The following is a 14,847-nucleotide window of genomic DNA, read 5'->3' as shown; positions in this document are numbered from 1 at the left end:
ATCGGTGCGGAGGTCGTCCTGCACGTCGAATGAGGTTTGGGTCTCTTTGCTCATGGCGACGGTCTAAGCCAGGCCCGACCAGACTTCTGTGAACCAGATCACATCTCCCCGGATTCTTTCGGGTGTCATGTCGGAACAGGCGGATGGGCAGGGGATTATCTCATTCCCCGCCAACAGGGATACGAGGCGAGCGATGCAGCCAGAACGGCAGCACCAGAACTGGCGCAGCGAGGCAGGCAGCCGGCTTTGGCTGTCGGGGCTGATCGCGGCTATGAAGCACGCGGAGCGGCCCGAGGTACGTCGCCAGCCGGTCGCCCCCGAAATCCTGCTGGAATTGCGGGCGCAATTGGCGTTAACGGCGTCTTTCCGGACGTCCGGGATTTCGACCCTGCGTCACTAGGATCCGGACCTATTCACCAGCCAGCTTGAGCTTCGGCATGGCCGCGCCCTCCCGGGCCCGCAGCCGGGCTTCTTCCTGCGGGATATAGTCGCGGGTCATCGGCACCACGCCCTGGCGACGGGTGATCTGGATCTGGAAGTTCATCATGGCTTGCTTGCGGAACGTCATCTCGCAGGCCGCGAGGTAAAATTCCCACATCAAGGCGAAGCGCTCGTCGTAGAGCTGCACGGCTTCCTCGCGCCGCGCCATGAACCGCTCGCGCCAGGCCTTCAGCGTCTCGGCGTAGTGCAGGCGCAGAATCTCGATGTCGCAGACCAGCAGGCCCGCGCGCTCGATCGCCGGCAGCACCTCCGAGAGCGCGGGAATGTAGCCGCCGGGGAAGATGTATTTGGCGATCCACGGATTGGTCGAATCCGGGCCCTGCGAACGGCCGATCGAATGCAGCAGCATAACGCCGTCTTCCTTCAGCAGCTCGGCGCAGCGCTGGAAGTAGGCGTCGTAGAACCTCGCCCCGACATGCTCGAACATGCCGACGGAGACGATGCGGTCGAACGTACCTTCGACGTCGCGATAATCCTGGAGCTGGAATCTGGCCGAGCCCGTCAGGCCCTTTTCGGCGGCGCGCGCATTGGCGACCTCCAGCTGCTCGGTCGACAGCGTGATGCCGGTGACGTCGGCGCTCGCGATCTCGGCGAGATAGAGCCCGAGGCCACCCCAGCCGGAGCCGATGTCGAGCACGCGCTGGCCATTGCTGACGAGAAGCTTCGCCGCGATATGCCGCTTCTTGGCAAGCTGCGCGTCGTCCAGCGACATCTCGGGCGTCTCGAAATAGGCGCAGCTATATTGCTTGTCGGCATCGAGAAACAGCGAATAGAGCCGGCCGTCGAGATCGTAATGATGAGCGACGTTTTGACGGGAGCGCGGGCGGGGATTGAACTGCTTGAGGTGCCGCGTCAGGTAGCGCAGGTGCCACCACGGCTTTGCCCACTGCGGCAATGGGTCGGGTTGATCGAGCAGGATCGCGAGGGCATCAGCTATGGTGCCGCGCTCGACCACGAACTCGCCGTTCATGTAGGCCTCGCCCAGCCCCAGCTCGGGATTGACGAGGACCCTCCGCTCGGAGTCCGCAGTGACGAAGCGGACTGCGACCGGCTCGCCGGAGCCGTCGCCGACGGTGAACTTCGACCCGCTCGCGCTGGTCACCGTCAACGACCCGCGGCGGATGAATTGGGACAGAAATCGACGCAACAAACGGTCCATCGGCAATCCTCTCGAGCGAACCCGAAAGATGCGACTACCCGGCCTTTATAACTGACGCCCAGGCGCCGCAGCGGTTCCTATGCGTTTGCATTCAAATCTAGCGAGCCGGTTCCGGCTGCGCTAGTTGCACTGTGTTCAAAGTAGATATTCGAAAACCGCTTAATCACATCCTTGCGCGCGGACCTGCTTCCATTCGCGGCTCAATCGGTTAAAAGGTGACCGCCGCCGCGCCGGATGCCGGCTGCATTTGCGGAAATTCAACGGAGATGATGGGAATGTCGAGCCGAGCGCTCAGCCTCGCGACGGTGTTGCTTCTGATTGGCTTCGGTGCGGCTAATTCCGTTCTTGCGCAGGCGACGAACCTCGAGGCTGGCAAGACCCCGTCGCAGCTGTTCTCGCAGACCTGCAATGTCTGCCACAAGAGCCCGCGCGGGCTGCTGAAGTCCGTGTCGCCCGGCTCGCTGCCGGGATTCCTGCGCCAGCACTACACGACGAGTTCGGATATGGCGGGCGTCCTCTCCGCCTATCTGATCTCGAACGGTGCCACCGACACGCGCTATCAGGCCAAGGACGCCAAGAAGGACGGCGCCGCGCCTGAACAACAGGGTCGACGCCAGCGCGCGCAGGATGCCGCGAGGCCGGAGGGCGAGGGCGCTGCTCCTGCCGCCGAGGGTACGCGCCAGAAGCGTGCGGCGCGGCCGGCCGAGGAGGGTGCCAAGCCGCAGGGAGAGGCTGCGCCCGAGGCACGCAAAGGCAAGCGGCGCGCCAAGCCCGGCACGGAGGAAGCCCCGAAGGTCGATGCCGCGGCGCCGGCGACCGACGACAAGAAGACCGAGCCGAAGCCGGAGCCCGTCAAGCCTGACAGCGCCAAGGTCGAGCCGCGCAGCGAGACGCCGGCGCTGCGGCCCGATCCGGTCCCGCAGGTGACGCCCGCCGCTCCAGCCGCCGCCAAGCCCGCTGAGCCGGCCGCGCCCAAGCCGGTGGAAGAGGCTGCTCCGAAACCTGCCGAGCCGGCCCCCGCGGCCAAGCCGCAGGAACAGGCGCCGCCCGCGACCGCTGCGGCCCCGCCGCCGCCGGCGCCGCCTGCGTCCTCCGGTCCGCCGGTGCCGCCGATCTCGCGCTAAGTCACCCGGATCTTTCGATCGACGATGCGAAGGCCGCGCCCATCCGCGGCCTTCGCATCGTCTTGACCGTCATTAGAGTAGTACTCTAGAGTATTGCTCTAGGAGGCGCCCATGACGGCGAGCGTACGAGACGATCTGTTGGCGGCCGGCCTTGCCGTGTTCGACCGCGTCGGCTTCGAAGCCGCTACGGTGGCTGCGATCCGCACCCGCGCGCGGGCTTCCAACGGCAGCTTCTTCCACGTTTTCGGTTCGAAGAAAGAACTTGCCGGTGCGTTGTTTCTGGAGGTCTTGCGGCACTATCACGCCGCGATACTGGCCGCGCTCGATCCCGGCCCCGACGCCGAGCGGGGCATCGATCGCCTGATCCGGGCGCATCTCGACTGGGTCGTCACCAGCCGGCGCGAGGCGCGCTACCTCTTCGAGATCTCGCGCAGCGAGTGGGGCGAAGACGTGCGCGACGCCCAGCGGGCGCAGAATGCGCGGCTTGCCGAAGGCATTGAGCGCTGGCGCGCGCCGCTGGTGGCAAGCGGCGAACTTCTGCCGATGACGCCGGTGATGTTCGTCAGCCAGCTGATCGGTCCGGCGCAGATCTTCTGCCGCGCCTTCCTGTCGGGTCGCGAGCGCACCGATCCGCGCATCGAGGCGGACACGCTGATCGCCTGCGCCAATCGTGCGCTGAGGCCGTTCGATCGCATCAACAAGCAATAAGGGGAGATCGCATGCGGGCCGAAGCTGATCCGGAATTTGCGCCGATTGCCGAGCGCATCCACGCCAATATCGGCCGGCAGGGTTTCATGAACCTGGTCGGCGCCGAGCTCTCCGAATTGTCGCGCGGCACCTGCACCATCGCCGTGGAGCGCCGGCCGGAGCTGTTACAGCAGCACGGCTTCTTCCATGGCGGCGTCACCGCCTTCCTGGTCGACAACGCCACCACGATCGCAGCCGCCACGTCGCGCGGCCAGCCGGCGCTGACGGCGGAATACAAGCTCAATCTGTTGTCGCCCGCGGTCGGCGAGAAGCTGATCTGCCGCGCCCGGGTGATCAAGCCGGGCCGCCAGGTCGCGGTGGTCGCCGCCGACGTGTTCTGCGTCAGCGATGGCGTCGAGAAGCATACGGCCACCGCGCTGGCCTCGATCGCGATGTTGAGCGAGGACGTCGCTGCGAAAACGAAAAGCCCGGCCGCGTGAGGCAGCCGGGCTTTGATCGGGATCGTCATCCGGGTCTGGTCCTTCGGACCATCCCGGAATGACGAGTTCAGCTGCTTACTTCTCTTCCGCAGCCGGCGCCGGCGCGACCTCGTCGTGCTGGGCTTCCGGATCGAAGAACTCGCCGGCGGCGGCGATCGCCTCGGCGGCCGCATCGCGATCCTCGTTGCGGGTCGAGATGTCCTCGCCGCGGTTGATGCGCTCGGCCTCGTCCTGGCTGCGGGCAACCGTGACGGTGATCTCGACCTCGACTTCGGGATGAACGGCAACGGTGATCGAGTGCTTGCCGATGGTCTTGATCGGCGCGTCGAGCTGGATCTGCGGACGGGCGAGCGAAACGCCGTCGGCTTCGAACGCGAGCACGATGTCACGCACGTTGACCGAGCCGAACAGCTGGCCGGCTTCCGAGGCCTGGCGGATCACGATGATGTTCTTGCCCTCGATCTTCTCGGCGACCTTGGACGCCTCGGCCTTCGAGGCGAGGTTGCGCGCTTCGAGCTCGGCCTTCATGCCGTCATACTTGGCCCGGTTGTCGGCGGTGGCGCGCAGCGCCTTGCCGCGCTTGAGCAGGAAATTGCGAGCGTAGCCGTCGCGAACCTTCACGACTTCGCCCATCTGGCCGAGCTTGTTGACGCGTTCCAGCAAAATGACTTCCATATTCGTTCTCCTTTTGAAGTGCTCTCGAAGGTTTCAGTTTCGGGGTTGAACTCAAGGTGTAGGCAGTGGCGGCGGCTGCCGGCTGCGCAGGAAGCGTTCGCGCAAGCCAAACAAGGCATCCGCAAGCCCAAGGATTACCATCGCGACCACGGGCCATCCGAACACGACCACGGCGGCGTAGGTCGAGCCGAGCCAGAACGTGCGGCCGTTCAGCGCGAGCGTCAGCGTATGCAATACGGCGAAACCGGCCAGCGCATAACTCATCATCAGCGCGGCGGTGGCGATCTGCGCCACGATGCCAAGCAGCCCCCCGGTGAAGCAGAAGGCGAGGGAGATGCACAGCACCACCAGCGTCATCTGCGGCAGCTCGGTGGTCTTGAGGTCCGGCCAGGGACGGCGCAGCCGGCCCGACGTCGCGGTCACCTTGGCGCTGAGCCAGAGGTTGAGAGTGAGCGTCATCGTCGCGGCAATCGTGGCGGCGGCGGGTGCGATGCGCACCAGCGCGTCGACGAACTGGCTGGCTTCGCCCGAAGTTTGCGGGTCGGTGGCGCGCAGGAGGCGCGTCAGGCCACGGCGCAACGTGCCGGTGATGGTCTCCGCGTCGGTCCCGAGAGTGAGCAAAGCGGCCATTGTGGTCAGCGTCGCGAAGCCTGCAATCCAGAGCAGGATGCGGCCGACCGGGTACCACTCGACCTCCGGCTCCGCGGAGGGTGCTGTGCCGGTGGCAGACGCGGCGCTTCCCACCTGACGTCCGAGCAGGACGAGATGGCCGAGCCACCACGCCGGCAACGCGACGGTGACGGCGAAGGCGATGCAGTAGGGCAGGCCGAACAGGGCGCCAAGGCCGATCGCGGCGGCGATGCCGCCGAGGCTCGCGCAAAGGGGGCCCCAGCCGATCGCGGCGACCATCAGGGGGAGCGGAGCGAGATAGAACAGGACAAGCGCGATCAGCGCCCCCGAGATGATCGAGGCGAACATCAGGGCCGACGCAGCGCCGGCGATCAGGGCTATCAGTCCAAAGGCCATCATCAGCTGTCCCGCTCCCTTCGAGCGGTTAGAGGCGTCGCTTGCCCCAACCATCGGCGACCGGACGACCCGGAAGCCTTATGAGTTCGAAAAGTCGCGACCGGCGGCGCAGCGTCCGCCGGTCGAATTGGTCGTATCAGCGAATGACGTAGGGCAGGAGGCCCAGGAAGCGCGCGCGCTTGATGGCGCGGGCGAGCTCACGCTGCTTCTTCGCGGACACCGCGGTGATGCGGCTCGGCACGATCTTGCCGCGCTCGGAGACGTAACGCATCAGCAGCTTGGAGTCCTTGTAGTCGATCTTCGGAGCATTGGCGCCCGTGAACGGGCAGCTCTTGCGACGACGGAAAAACGGGCGACGTGCACCAGCTTCAGCCATTGGTCTTACTCCCCATCCGTGGTTTCAGCTTCGTCGCGCGGACGGCGCGGACCGCGATCGCCGCGGAAACCGCCCTCGCGGTCGCCACGGAAGCCGCCTTCACGCTCGCCGCGGAAGCCGCCGCCGCGATCGTCACGCTCGCGATCACGGTCGGCCTTGCGCATCATCGCGGACGGGCCTTCCTCGAGCTCCTCGACGCGGACGCTGAGATAGCGGATCACGTCCTCGCTGATGCGCTCCTGGCGCTCGATCTCGGCGATCGCCGCGGACGGCGCGTCGATGTTGAGCAGCACGAAGTGCGCCTTGCGGTTCTTGTTCATGCGGTAGGTGAGGGAGCGCACGCCCCAATTCTCGGTCTTGGTGACCTTGCCGCCGAGACCTTCGACGATACCGGTCATCTGCGCGGTCAGCTCTTCGACCTGCTGCGGGCTCGCGTCCTGACGCGCGAGAAAAACATGCTCGTAAAGAGGCATGGTCGTCCTTTCCTCATGTTGGCGCATCGCCCGGCGTCAAACCCTTAAGAGGCCTTCGGAAAGGACTCTGGGATCAAGCTCAGAAGGCGGAAACACGGGACGACGGGCCGACTGGCCCTGCCACACCAAAATCACGAATGATTTGCTGAGACCGTCCGTTCAGCTCCCGGCCGGGGTCTGCGGATGGGCGCCTTATACGGATTTTGGCCGGCTTTGCAAGGTGGAGGGGCATTTTCAAGCCGAGCCGGTCCGCCCCTCCAACGGGAACAAGAACCCCATCCTCCAATACCAAGATTCGGCTTGATCTGTTTGTTTGTATAACATACAAATAAATCAGCGAAGGGGATCCCATGGCAGAAGCGTCGGCCGATGCGCCGCTCGAAGCGGCAGGCGACCCCAAGCACGCCGCGCGCGCGACGCGCTCGGCCGGCCGCAAGATGCGGTCACTGCTCCTGGATGCTGCGAGCCCGCTGTTTCGGGAGCGGGGGCTGTCAGGCACGTCGATTACCGACATCGCGGCCGCCGCGGACGCGTTCCCGAGCCAGATCACCTATTACTTCCGCACCAAGGAGGCGCTGTTTGTCGAATGCGCCTGCCGCGATCTGTTGTATCTGGCGCGGGCCACCGAGCAGGCGGCGCTGAAGGCGCGGACTCCCGGGGAATACACCCATGCGCTGGCCGAGACCGTGACGGCGAGCGATTCGGTCGCCTTCTTCGCCGAGGCGCTGACGCTGACGCGGCGTCGCCAGGATCTCGCGCCACTGGTGGAGCGCACCATCGAGCGCCTGCACAGCGAGGGTACGCGCGCTTATGCGGGGCAGGTCGCGCGGCACGGCTGGCGCTCGCTGCGCGCGCCCGACGAAAGCTCGCGGCGGTTCTGGGCCGTCGCCATCGGCGTCATTCTCGAGGGCTACGCGATGGGCCGCTCGCCCGAGGCGCTCTGCGCCGAGATGCTGCGCGTGCTGGGCGAGCAGGCGAAATCCACTGAAGACACCGCCCGCCTGCGTCTCGTCGAGGCGCGCGAGGCATCCGACAATTCCAATGGAAAGGGTTAGGCCATGACCGCGCTTCGCATGCGTGCCCGCGATTTCCTGACCGACGATCAATTGGCCGAGGTGCGCCAGCGCGCGACGTGGAAAGGCGCTGCGCTGATCGCGCACGCCTGGACGCTGATCATTGCAGCCATCGCGCTGGTCGCGTGGTGGCCCAATCCGCTCACCTATATCTTCGCCGTCGCCATCATCGGCTCGCGCCAGCTCGGCCTTGCGATCCTGATGCATGACGGCGCACATGGCTGCCTGTCCGCCGACGAGAAAACCAATCTGACGCTGAGCCAGTGGTTCTGCGCCTATCCGCTGTTTGCGGAGACGCGCAGCTACCGGCGCTATCACCTTCAGCACCATGCGCGCACCCAGCAGGAGGACGACCCCGACCTCGTGCTGTCGGCGCCGTTTCCGATCACCAAGTTGAGCTATCGCCGCAAGTTCATCCGCGACATCACCGGGCAGACCGGCTACCAGCAGCGCAAGGCGCAGTTGCTCAACGCGCTCGGGCCAAAGGACTGGTCATGGCGGCAGCGCGCAGCGCATTTCTGGGAGATGCTCGGCCCGCAATGTGTGGTCAACGGGATCATGTTTGCCGCGCTCGCCGCGGCCGGCGTGTGGTGGGCCTATCCGCTGCTCTGGCTGGTGCCGCTCTTGACGTGGATGATGGTCATCACCCGCATCCGCAATATCGCCGAGCACGCCGTCGTCCCCGATAGCAGCGACCCCTTGCGCAACACGCGCACGACGCATGCCAATTTTCTCGAGCGCCTGTTCATCGCGCCGTATTACGTGAACTATCACCTTGAGCATCATCTGTTGTTCTACGTGCCCTGCTACAATCTGCCGAAGGTGCACCGGCTGCTGAGTGCGAGCCGGTACGCCGATCGCATGGAAGTGCAGCCGAACTACGCTTCGGTGCTGCGGCTGGCCACGGCAAAGCCGAACCGCGAGGATCGGCCGGGGCAACTGGTGAACAGTGCGCGCCGAGCGCGGGCAGGAGCGGACGTCGATGCCAACCAGACCGGCGGCGGGTTTTGAGGGGCTTATTCCCCGTTGAATGCTGCTCCAAGTTCCCGTCTCGGCTTGACAGTGCGGCCCCGGACGGTGTCTACGGCCCCCTTTGGAGCATGATCCGGAACCATGGCCCAAGGAACCACGGCCTAAGGCCGGGCGTAAATCGGCTGCCGGTTCAGAACAGGGATCATGCCTGACAGCAGGGAGCGCCGATGACGGCTGCATTCACATTTCCTGGGCAGGGTTCCCAGGCTGTCGGCATGGGCAAGGCCCTGGCCGACGCCTTTCCGGTGGCGCGCGCCGTATTCGACGAGGTCGATGCCGCGCTCGGGGAGAAGCTGACCGGCATCATCTGGGAAGGTCCGGCCGAAACTCTCCAGCTCACCGAGAACGCCCAGCCGGCGCTGATGGCCGTGTCTATCGCGACCTTGCGCGTGCTCGAGGCCGAGGCTGGTTTTTCCGTGGGACGAGACGCTGCCTTCGTCGCCGGCCACTCGCTCGGTGAGTATTCGGCGCTGGCGGCGGCCGGCAGCCTGACGGTTTCGGATACCGCGCGTCTGCTTCGCACCCGGGGTCTCGCAATGCAAAAGGCGGTCCCGGTCGGCGCCGGCGCGATGGCCGCGCTGCTCGGTCTCGACTACGAGGCCGCCATGGAGGTCGCGGGCGAGGCGGCGCAGGGGCAGGTCTGCCAGGCCGCCAACGACAATGGCGGCGGCCAGGTCGTCGTCTCCGGCGACAAGGCTGCGGTCGATCGCGCCGTCGAGATCGCCAAGGCCAAGGGCGCCAAGCGCGCGATGCTGCTGCCGGTGTCCGCCCCGTTCCATTGCAAGTTGATGCAGCCGGCTGCGGATGCCATGGCGGAGGCGCTGTCGAAGGTTACGATCAAGGCGCCGGCCGCCCCGCTGGTGTCGAACGTGCTGGCGAGCGCCATCACCGATCCCGACGAGATCCGCCGCCGCCTGGTCGAGCAGGTCACCGGCACGGTGCGCTGGCGCGAGTCGGTGGCTTACATGGCCGGGCAGGGCGTCACCCGCTTCTTCGAGATCGGCGCCGGCAAGGTGCTGACCGGTCTCGTCAAGCGTATCGCGGACGGTGCCGTCGGCATTGCGGTCGGCGGCCCGAACGATATTGCCGCCGCCAAGGATGCATTGGCCGCTGCGAAGCAGGCTTAAAGGAGTCCATCAATGTTCGATCTGACTGGCCGAAAGGCGCTCGTCACCGGCGCGACCGGCGGCATTGGCGGCGCGATCGCGCAGGCGCTGCACGCGCAGGGCGCCACCGTCGCCATTTCAGGGACGCGCAAGGAGGTGCTGGACGAGCTTGCCGGCAAGCTCGGCGAGCGCGCCCACGTGCTGCCCTGCAATCTCTCCAAGGCCGATGAGGTCGAGGCGCTGGTGCCCGCTGCGGAAGCGGCGATGGGCCAGGTCGACATTCTCATCGCCAATGCCGGCATCACGCGCGACAATCTCTTCGTGCAGCTTCGCGACGAGGACTGGGACGAGGTTATCAACGTCAATCTGACCGCGACCTTCCGCCTGGCGCGCGCCGCGACCAAGCTGATGATGCGCAAGCGCTTCGGCCGCATCGTCGCCATCACCTCGGTGGTCGGCGTCACCGGCAATCCCGGGCAGGGCAATTATACGGCGTCGAAAGCCGGCCTGATCGGCATGATCAAGACGTTAGGGGCCGAATACGCCAAGCGTGGCGTGACCGCGAACTGCATCGCGCCGGGCTTCATCAAGACGCCGATGACCGATGCGCTCAACGACAAGCAGCGCGAAACGATTCTCACCAAGGTTCCGGCCGCCCGCCTGGGGACGCCCGAGGACATCGCAGCGGCCGCTGTCTATCTGAGCTCGAACGAAGCAGCCTACGTCACCGGGCAGACCATCCACGTCAACGGCGGCATGGCCATGATCTGACGTCTCGTGCCGCGTCGCCTGTCACGGCGGTGCGGCATGCGGCAAACGGCCGTTTCCGGAGCGAAATGAGGCTTGTAGTCAAGGCAATTGAAGTATGATAACCGGACCTCCAACGGATGGGCAAAGAACGCCATTGCAGGTTTTTGAAACCCTGTATATTGGCGATGCGGAGCCTTTGGCCGTCGTTCGCCGGGGCCTCCATCGGTTAGGATGGGCCAAATCAAAGTTCGTAAGCGAAGGCAGTCAAACGACCACGACGGCTCGTATCGTCCCGGGGGGTCGGGTCTACAGGGAACAACACGAGGTTAAGCAATGAGTGACATTGGCGAGCGGGTTAAGAAGATCGTGGTCGAACACCTTGGTGTTGAACCCGAGAAGGTTGTCGACAACGCGAGCTTCATCGACGACCTCGGCGCCGACAGTCTGGATACCGTCGAGCTGGTGATGGCGTTCGAAGAGGAATTCGGTTGCGAGATTCCGGACGACGCTGCGGAAACGATTCTCACCGTCGGCGACGCTACGAAGTTTCTCGAGAAGAACGCGAAGAGCTAAGGCTCTTCAATTTCGCGGGGACAACATTGAAACCGGACGGGCCGCTTCGCAGCGGTCAGCCGGTTTCTTGTTATTGGCCGTGAATCTTTCGATGCGGAGTTTTCGGATATGAGGCGGGTTGTCGTCACGGGTCTCGGCATGGTCTCGCCACTCGGCTGTGGCGTCGAGCCGACCTGGAAGCGCATCCTCAACGGCGAAAGCGGTGCGCGCAGGATCGAGAGCTTCGATGTCTCCGATCTGCAGACCAAGATCGCCTGCACGGTCGTGCGCGGCGACGGCTCGAACGACAGCTTCAATCCGGACAAGTGGATGGAGCCGAAGGACCAGCGCAAGGTCGACGACTTCATCATCTTCGGCATGGCCGCGGCCGGCCAGGCGCTCGACGACGCCAACTGGCATCCCGAGACCGAAGAGGACAAATGCGCGACCGGCACCATGATCGGCTCCGGCATCGGCGGCCTCAACGGCATCGCCGATACCGCGATCCTGCTGAAGGAGCGCGGGCCGCGCCGGGTGTCGCCGTTCTTCATTCCCGGCCGCTTGATCAATCTCGCCTCCGGCTACGTCTCGATCGCGCACGGGCTGAAGGGGCCGAACCATTCGGTGGTCACGGCATGCTCGACCGGCGCGCATGCGGTTGGCGATGCCGCCCGCCTGATCGCGCTGGGCGATGCCGACGTGATGGTCGCGGGCGGCGCCGAGTCGCCGATCAGCCGCATCGGCATTGCCGGCTTCAACGCCGCGCGCGCGCTGTCGACCGGTTTCAACGAGACTCCCGAAAAGGCCTCGCGTCCCTACGATAAAGACCGCGACGGCTTCGTGATGGGCGAGGGCGCCGGCGTCCTCGTGCTGGAGGAGCTGGAGCACGCCAGGCGGCGCGGCGCGAAGATCTATGCCGAGGTGATCGGCTATGGTCTGTCGGGTGATGCCTATCACATCACGTCGCCGTCGCCCGACGGCGATGGCGGCTTCCGCAGCATGTCGGCCGCGCTCAAGCGTGCCGGGCTGACGCCGTCCGATCTCGATTACATCAACGCGCACGGGACCTCGACGCCGCTCGGCGACGAGATCGAGCTCGGCGCGGTCGAGCGTCTGCTCGGCAACGCCGCCTCCAAGGTCGCGATGTCCTCGACCAAGTCGTCGACCGGCCATCTGCTCGGCGCGGCCGGTGCGATCGAAGCGATTTTCGCGATTCTGGCGATTCGCGATAATGTCGTGCCGCCGACGATCAATCTCGACAATCCGTCGGTCGAGACCGCGATCGATCTCGTGCCGCACAAGTCGAAGCAGCGTGAGGTCAACGTCGCGTTGTCGAACTCTTTTGGTTTTGGCGGTACCAATGCGTCGGTGATCGTCCGGCGCCTAGTCAGTTAGTTTGTGTTTGAGACGAATCCACCGTTTTGCCGTATTCGGCGATAGTCATGGACGTGGGCGCGTGCGTTTTTGGCAGGGCAAGCGATTGTCGGGCCGCTATTGAACCGGCAGGATTCAGGTTGTTTCGATGAGTGAAAGGCCGCCCATTTCACCCCGGAGTCCGCGGGCCGCGCTCGAGCCCGAGCAACTTCCGCCGCCGCCCAAGCGGTCGGACCGCGCGCGCAATCCGTTCGTCGTCGTCGGCAACGCCATCATCACCCTTCTGCTGATCGCCATGCTCGGCGCCGGCGGCGTCTATTATTACGGCCGCCAGGTGCTCGAGGCGCCCGGACCGCTGAAGGAGGACAAGATCGTCAACATCCCGCAGCGTGCGGGCAAGCGCGACATCGCCGAGACGCTGAACCGGGAAGGCGTGACCGACGTCAATCCCTGGGTGTTCATCGCCAGCGTCGCCGCGTTGAAGGCGAGCTCGGACCTCAAGCCGGGTGAGTATTCCTTCCAGAAGAACGCCTCGCTGCGCGACGTCATCGGCACCATCGTCGAGGGCAAGGTGGTGCAGCACGCCGTGACGATTCCCGAAGGCCTGACCTCCGAGCAGATCGTGGCGCGGCTGTCCGACAACGACATCTTCACCGGCAGCGTGCGCGAGCTGCCGCGCGAAGGCACGCTGCTCCCGGAGACCTACAAATTCCCGCGCGGCACCCCGCGCGAGCAGGTGGTCCAGCGCATGCAGCAGGCGCACAAGCGTGTGCTGTCGGAGATCTGGGAACGCCGCAATCAGGACATTCCAGTCAAGACGCCGGAGCAGCTGGTCACGCTGGCGTCCATCATCGAGAAGGAAACCGGCAAGGCGGACGAGCGCAGCCGTGTCGCCGCGGTGTTCGTCAACCGGCTGAAGCAGCGGATCAAGCTGCAGTCCGATCCGACCATCATCTACGGCCTCGTCGGCGGCAAGGGAACGCTGGGCCGGCCGATCAAACGCAGCGAGATCACGCAGCCCTCGCCCTACAACACCTATGTGATCGACGGCCTGCCGCCGGGCCCGATCTCCAATCCGGGCCGCGCCTCGCTCGAAGCTGCCGCCAACCCGGCCCGCACCCGCGACCTCTATTTCGTCGCCGACGGCACCGGCGGGCATGCCTTCACCGAAACCTACGACGCGCACCAGAAGAACGTCGCCAAGCTCCGCGCGATGGAGAAGCAGATCCAGAACGACACGGTCGAGCCGCCCGAGGACGCGCAGCCGCCGGCCGTTGCCGCGCCTGGCGCTGCCGACGCGCCGACCGCGGCCACGCCGGCACGGCCCAATCAGCAGAAGAGGCCGCCGGCAGCACGCCCGGCTGCTCCAGCCAATCCCCCACCGGCCCGGCAGGGCGCGGTGCAGGGCTCGCCGCCGGTGGTTCAGCGCTGAGCCTTGCGCGCAGACCGGCTTGCGGACATTGCCGATTCCACTTTCCGGCAAAATAGTCTTAAGATTCGCGTGGCTTGATAGCCTCGCGAATCCCGTGTTCCTGGAGAATTTGAACTGATGGCGCTGTCGTCCATGACCGGCTTTGCGAGATGCCACGGCGCAAGCGGGCCGTATACGTTCGAATGGGAGTTGAAGTCGGTCAATGCCAAGGGCTTCGACTTGCGCGTGCGGCTGCCGCAGGGGTTTGATGAGCTCGAGGCCCATGCCAAGAAGCGCGCGGGCGAGCTGCTCTCGCGCGGCACCGTCTATGCCAATCTCACCGTCAAGCGCACCAATGCCGCCGCCACCGTCCGCATCAACGAGGACGTGCTCAACGCGGTGCTGAAGGCCGCCGCGCTGATCTCGGGGAAGGTCGACGCGGTGGCGCCGAGCATCGACGGCCTGCTCGCCATCAAGGGCGTCGTCGAGGTCGCCGAGCCCGAGGGCGACGAGGAGGAGGACAAGGCAGCGCGCACTGCTGCCGCCGAGGCCTTCGACAAGGCGCTCGACGAGCTCGTTGCGATGCGCAAGCGCGAGGGCACTTCGCTTGGGCAGATCCTGACCCAGCGCGTCGACGAGATCGAGCAGCTGGCGAAGAGAGCGGAGGCCGCGCCCGGCCGCAAGCCGGAGGCGATCAAGGCGAAGCTCGCTGAGCAGATCGCAGCGCTGCTCGACACCTCCGACCGTTTCGACTCCGACCGCCTGATGCAGGAGGCGATCCTGATCGCGACCAAGGCCGACATCCGCGAGGAGCTCGACCGCATCGCCTCCCACATCACGCAGGCGCGCGAGCTGATCGGCAAGGGCGGCCCGATCGGGCGCAAGCTGGATTTCCTTGCGCAGGAGTTTCACCGCGAGGTCAACACCTGCTGCTCGAAGTCGAACGACATCGAGTTGACCAACACGGGCCTCGCCATGAAGAACGTGGTCGAGCAGTTCCGCGAGCAGGTGCAGAATCTGGAGTGATC

The 14,847-nt window shown here is 65.6% G+C and carries 17 protein-coding genes; 12 read left to right on the top strand and 5 right to left on the bottom strand.

Annotated elements, in window-relative coordinates:
- Nucleotides 1–88 precede the first annotated feature (88 nt).
- Nucleotides 89–400: a hypothetical protein gene (locus ACTEK7_RS05425; protein ID WP_225112255.1), complete on the top strand. Its 312-nt coding sequence runs from the start codon at nucleotides 89–91 to the stop codon at nucleotides 398–400.
- A gap of 9 nt (nucleotides 401–409) precedes the next feature.
- Here the strand turns inward: ACTEK7_RS05425 and ACTEK7_RS05420 are convergent, their stop codons facing one another.
- The gene (locus ACTEK7_RS05420; protein ID WP_036022698.1) at nucleotides 410–1,660 is read right to left on the bottom strand and encodes an SAM-dependent methyltransferase; all 1,251 of its coding nucleotides are present in this window, start codon (nucleotides 1,658–1,660) and stop codon (nucleotides 410–412) included.
- 275 nt (nucleotides 1,661–1,935) lie between these two features.
- Here ACTEK7_RS05420 and ACTEK7_RS05415 point away from each other — a divergent pair, with 275 nt between their 5' ends.
- The 3 genes from ACTEK7_RS05415 (at nucleotide 1,936) to ACTEK7_RS05405 (ending at nucleotide 3,971) form a co-directional block, all read left to right on the top strand.
- Nucleotides 1,936–2,784 (top strand): hypothetical protein, encoded by an 849-nt coding sequence (locus tag ACTEK7_RS05415; protein WP_225146649.1) that lies wholly within the window; start codon nucleotides 1,936–1,938, stop codon nucleotides 2,782–2,784.
- A gap of 111 nt (nucleotides 2,785–2,895) precedes the next feature.
- Entirely contained in the window at nucleotides 2,896–3,492 is a 597-nt protein-coding gene (locus ACTEK7_RS05410) for a TetR/AcrR family transcriptional regulator (RefSeq protein WP_036000737.1), read from the top strand.
- A gap of 11 nt (nucleotides 3,493–3,503) precedes the next feature.
- On the top strand, nucleotides 3,504–3,971 hold the full coding sequence (locus ACTEK7_RS05405; RefSeq protein WP_036000734.1) for a PaaI family thioesterase: 468 nt from the start codon (nucleotides 3,504–3,506) through the stop codon (nucleotides 3,969–3,971).
- A gap of 75 nt (nucleotides 3,972–4,046) precedes the next feature.
- Here the strand turns inward: ACTEK7_RS05405 and rplI are convergent, their stop codons facing one another.
- From rplI to rpsF, 4 genes are all read right to left on the bottom strand, one after another.
- Nucleotides 4,047–4,646 (bottom strand): 50S ribosomal protein L9, encoded by a 600-nt coding sequence (gene rplI, locus ACTEK7_RS05400; protein ID WP_036000730.1) that lies wholly within the window; start codon nucleotides 4,644–4,646, stop codon nucleotides 4,047–4,049.
- Between the two features lie 51 nt (nucleotides 4,647–4,697).
- Nucleotides 4,698–5,675, bottom strand: a complete 978-nt coding sequence (locus ACTEK7_RS05395) for a DUF2232 domain-containing protein (RefSeq protein WP_225146650.1) — start codon at nucleotides 5,673–5,675, stop codon at nucleotides 4,698–4,700.
- Between the two features lie 133 nt (nucleotides 5,676–5,808).
- Entirely contained in the window at nucleotides 5,809–6,048 is a 240-nt protein-coding gene (gene rpsR / locus ACTEK7_RS05390) for a 30S ribosomal protein S18 (RefSeq protein ID WP_007592020.1), read from the bottom strand.
- A 5-nt stretch (nucleotides 6,049–6,053) separates the two neighbouring features.
- Nucleotides 6,054–6,521, bottom strand: a complete 468-nt coding sequence (rpsF, locus tag ACTEK7_RS05385; RefSeq protein ID WP_024338128.1) for a 30S ribosomal protein S6 — start codon at nucleotides 6,519–6,521, stop codon at nucleotides 6,054–6,056.
- Nucleotides 6,522–6,871: 350 nt separating this feature from the next.
- Here rpsF and ACTEK7_RS05380 point away from each other — a divergent pair, with 350 nt between their 5' ends.
- From ACTEK7_RS05380 to ACTEK7_RS05345, 8 genes are all read left to right on the top strand, one after another.
- Nucleotides 6,872–7,576 carry a TetR/AcrR family transcriptional regulator C-terminal domain-containing protein gene (locus tag ACTEK7_RS05380; protein WP_036000718.1) on the top strand — a complete coding sequence of 235 codons (705 nt, stop codon included), beginning with the start codon at nucleotides 6,872–6,874 and terminating at the stop codon, nucleotides 7,574–7,576.
- Between the two features lie 3 nt (nucleotides 7,577–7,579).
- On the top strand, nucleotides 7,580–8,605 hold the full coding sequence (locus tag ACTEK7_RS05375; protein WP_225146651.1) for a fatty acid desaturase family protein: 1,026 nt from the start codon (nucleotides 7,580–7,582) through the stop codon (nucleotides 8,603–8,605).
- 188 nt (nucleotides 8,606–8,793) lie between these two features.
- Entirely contained in the window at nucleotides 8,794–9,753 is a 960-nt protein-coding gene (gene fabD / locus ACTEK7_RS05370; protein ID WP_128261999.1) for an ACP S-malonyltransferase, read from the top strand.
- 12 nt (nucleotides 9,754–9,765) lie between these two features.
- Nucleotides 9,766–10,503: a 3-oxoacyl-[acyl-carrier-protein] reductase gene (gene fabG / locus ACTEK7_RS05365; RefSeq protein WP_025035827.1), complete on the top strand. Its 738-nt coding sequence runs from the start codon at nucleotides 9,766–9,768 to the stop codon at nucleotides 10,501–10,503.
- A gap of 312 nt (nucleotides 10,504–10,815) precedes the next feature.
- Nucleotides 10,816–11,055 (top strand): acyl carrier protein, encoded by a 240-nt coding sequence (locus ACTEK7_RS05360; protein ID WP_008551805.1) that lies wholly within the window; start codon nucleotides 10,816–10,818, stop codon nucleotides 11,053–11,055.
- A gap of 108 nt (nucleotides 11,056–11,163) precedes the next feature.
- Nucleotides 11,164–12,429 (top strand): beta-ketoacyl-ACP synthase II, encoded by a 1,266-nt coding sequence (gene fabF, locus ACTEK7_RS05355; protein WP_109144009.1) that lies wholly within the window; start codon nucleotides 11,164–11,166, stop codon nucleotides 12,427–12,429.
- Nucleotides 12,430–12,556: 127 nt separating this feature from the next.
- Nucleotides 12,557–13,840, top strand: a complete 1,284-nt coding sequence (gene mltG / locus ACTEK7_RS05350; RefSeq protein WP_036000702.1) for an endolytic transglycosylase MltG — start codon at nucleotides 12,557–12,559, stop codon at nucleotides 13,838–13,840.
- Nucleotides 13,841–13,957: 117 nt separating this feature from the next.
- Nucleotides 13,958–14,845, top strand: coding sequence for a YicC/YloC family endoribonuclease (locus ACTEK7_RS05345; protein WP_036022708.1), 888 nt, complete (start codon nucleotides 13,958–13,960; stop codon nucleotides 14,843–14,845).
- Nucleotides 14,846–14,847: the final 2 nt, after the last annotated feature.

This window comes from Bradyrhizobium sp. JHI2711 (assembly GCF_056156565.1).
This window is presented reverse-complemented; position numbering and strand designations above follow the sequence as displayed.

Coding starts and splice junctions, on each gene's coding strand:
- ACTEK7_RS05415 (WP_225146649.1), top strand. CDS start 1,936: ATGTCGAGCCGAGCGCTCAGCCTCGCGACGGTGTTGCTTCTGATTGGC.
- rplI (WP_036000730.1), bottom strand. CDS start 4,646: ATGGAAGTCATTTTGCTGGAACGCGTCAACAAGCTCGGCCAGATGGGC.
- rpsF (WP_024338128.1), bottom strand. CDS start 6,521: ATGCCTCTTTACGAGCATGTTTTTCTCGCGCGTCAGGACGCGAGCCCG.
- fabF (WP_109144009.1), top strand. CDS start 11,164: ATGAGGCGGGTTGTCGTCACGGGTCTCGGCATGGTCTCGCCACTCGGC.
- fabD (WP_128261999.1), top strand. CDS start 8,794: ATGACGGCTGCATTCACATTTCCTGGGCAGGGTTCCCAGGCTGTCGGC.
- ACTEK7_RS05360 (WP_008551805.1), top strand. CDS start 10,816: ATGAGTGACATTGGCGAGCGGGTTAAGAAGATCGTGGTCGAACACCTT.
- ACTEK7_RS05420 (WP_036022698.1), bottom strand. CDS start 1,660: ATGGACCGTTTGTTGCGTCGATTTCTGTCCCAATTCATCCGCCGCGGG.
- ACTEK7_RS05380 (WP_036000718.1), top strand. CDS start 6,872: ATGGCAGAAGCGTCGGCCGATGCGCCGCTCGAAGCGGCAGGCGACCCC.
- ACTEK7_RS05405 (WP_036000734.1), top strand. CDS start 3,504: ATGCGGGCCGAAGCTGATCCGGAATTTGCGCCGATTGCCGAGCGCATC.
- ACTEK7_RS05410 (WP_036000737.1), top strand. CDS start 2,896: ATGACGGCGAGCGTACGAGACGATCTGTTGGCGGCCGGCCTTGCCGTG.
- ACTEK7_RS05345 (WP_036022708.1), top strand. CDS start 13,958: ATGGCGCTGTCGTCCATGACCGGCTTTGCGAGATGCCACGGCGCAAGC.
- fabG (WP_025035827.1), top strand. CDS start 9,766: ATGTTCGATCTGACTGGCCGAAAGGCGCTCGTCACCGGCGCGACCGGC.
- mltG (WP_036000702.1), top strand. CDS start 12,557: ATGAGTGAAAGGCCGCCCATTTCACCCCGGAGTCCGCGGGCCGCGCTC.
- ACTEK7_RS05375 (WP_225146651.1), top strand. CDS start 7,580: ATGACCGCGCTTCGCATGCGTGCCCGCGATTTCCTGACCGACGATCAA.
- rpsR (WP_007592020.1), bottom strand. CDS start 6,048: ATGGCTGAAGCTGGTGCACGTCGCCCGTTTTTCCGTCGTCGCAAGAGC.
- ACTEK7_RS05395 (WP_225146650.1), bottom strand. CDS start 5,675: ATGATGGCCTTTGGACTGATAGCCCTGATCGCCGGCGCTGCGTCGGCC.